The organism is Nitrospira sp. BLG_2, assembly GCF_049222245.1.
Genome location: NZ_JBLYIG010000694.1, coordinates 1 through 1,778 on the forward strand (window position 1 = coordinate 1; position 1,778 = coordinate 1,778).

The window sequence follows — 1,778 nt, forward strand, 5'->3', positions numbered from 1 at the left end:
CCCCGGCAAACGCAATGCTGCCGATCGGCAACGGCGTGTATCCCGGATCAGACTGAGAGAACGGCACGTCGCGTCCCAAGAAGTTCCATTGAATTCTCCCCATGTAGAGCATGTTCTTGTCGTCATTGAATCTTTGGTTGATGCCTGTACCGGAAAAGACACCGATGTTGTACACCAAATAGGCGTAAGTGCCTTCAAAGAGATGCCCGCCCAGCCTTACTCCGATTTGTCGATCCAGAGTGAACGGCGCATTCACGATCGATCGCTCGACGAACTGTTGATTCCCTGACGAATCCACCCGCTCTCGATTGTAATCGATCTTCCACTGGCCCACGCGGAGTGTTCCCCATTTGAACTTGGCGACATCCAATCGGTAGTCGAGCAGGGTATTACTCACCCAGTCATATTCGACAAAGTACTTGAGCCAGGGTACGAAGCCATGCCCACCGACCTTAATACGAGCGCGGCGGACACGGAACGAGCTGGTGTCGTCGTCGTTGAAAGCATTCGGAAGCGCGTTCGTAAAGGCATCGCTCTCCTGGGGATAGGAATAGCGAAACTGCAATCGGTTTTGTATCAGCATCTCAAACTTGCCGTCGCGGGATTGCAGATCGAATCCATCCTTGTAGCGTAGGGAGATCGGAAACTCCTGGTCCCTAGTCTTTCGCTGTTCCTCTTCCGCTTTTTCTGAGTCAGCTTTGGCCCTCAACCACTCTTCCTTGGTAATCTGTCCTTTTTCATACAAAATGTCTGCCAGATCGTGCGCGGCTTGTGCGATGGGAACATTCCCAACGAGCCCAATACCCATCACACACATGATCGTTGCCCACCACAGACGCTTCATCCAACACCTCCCTCTAGTTAGTCATGTCGCAAAACCGAGGCGTGATATAGAGACCGAGCGTTAAGATGGTGCTATGAAATTGTTACTGAATTGTTAAATCATGCAAAATCAGCTGCAGGACAACGGTAGGAGTTTCAGATAGCCGCAACTAGGGCTTTACTCTCACGATCTGAGAGCGGTACTGTGGTGATCAGACCAGGAGTTGACGGTCATGAGCATGAAGAAGATCGGTTCAGTACGTTTCTTTAAGGTTGCGCTGTTGTTTGGGTTGATCGCCTGTCAACACCAACATTTTTCAAGCCCACCCATTTTCGAGGATGAATCCCGGTTCGTCCGACTGATAGTTGACCAAGCCGTAGGCGGTGGCCACTCTCATCCAGCCAGCATTACGACAGAGGAGATGTCGGCCGTTCTATCCGGCGTGATAATCGAAGAGCCGACCAATCTCATACGGTCCTTGCCCCTTCCGGGCAAGAGCGATGTGCCTCCACGGCACCCAGCATTCAGCGTGGCAGAAGTCGCCTTTCTCGCGCCACTATTGGTAAAGGGGTTGGAATCCGCAAAGCCCGAGGAGATCGTGACGTTTTATCGAATCGTCCAACAGCCTGGGACCGTCGATTACGTGACTTCAGGTGGAGTCTTCATCGACGGTGAAGAACTGCATTTCTTACTCAGCAACTATCGCTCACCCACCCGTTACCCGCCGGACGCTGAAACCATGACATATGTCGATGGACGATCGACTCCCTTGCAGCCCATTGTACCTCAGGAGACCCAACTGACTTTTCATCCGGCAACTGCGCTTGCGCCATCAGAAGAGGGATTCTTAAAGAATCCGTTCCGCTCAAAGCGGCAAGAGATCGCCGTGCTGTTTAAAGGGCTCACAAAGAAACCCGCAAACACAACTCACGAATCACACTAAGGGGCGTCTTCC

Annotated in this window: 2 protein-coding genes; one reads left to right on the forward strand and one right to left on the reverse strand. The window is 52.1% G+C overall.

The genetic code is table 11. From position 1 onward, the window contains the following. On the reverse strand, positions 1-844 hold an 844-nt coding region (locus ACOSYY_RS18330; RefSeq protein ID WP_421664291.1), incomplete at its 3' end, for a porin. A gap of 211 nt (positions 845-1,055) precedes the next feature. On the opposite strand from ACOSYY_RS18330, the gene ACOSYY_RS18335 reads away from it, so the two are divergent. After that, positions 1,056-1,766, forward strand: coding sequence for a hypothetical protein (locus ACOSYY_RS18335; RefSeq protein WP_421664292.1), 711 nt, complete (start codon positions 1,056-1,058; stop codon positions 1,764-1,766). Positions 1,767-1,778 lie beyond the last annotated feature (12 nt).

Excerpts from the sequence above, each read along its gene's own strand:
- ACOSYY_RS18335 (WP_421664292.1), top strand. The coding sequence starts at position 1,056 with ATGAGCATGAAGAAGATCGGTTCAGTACGTTTCTTTAAGGTTGCGCTG.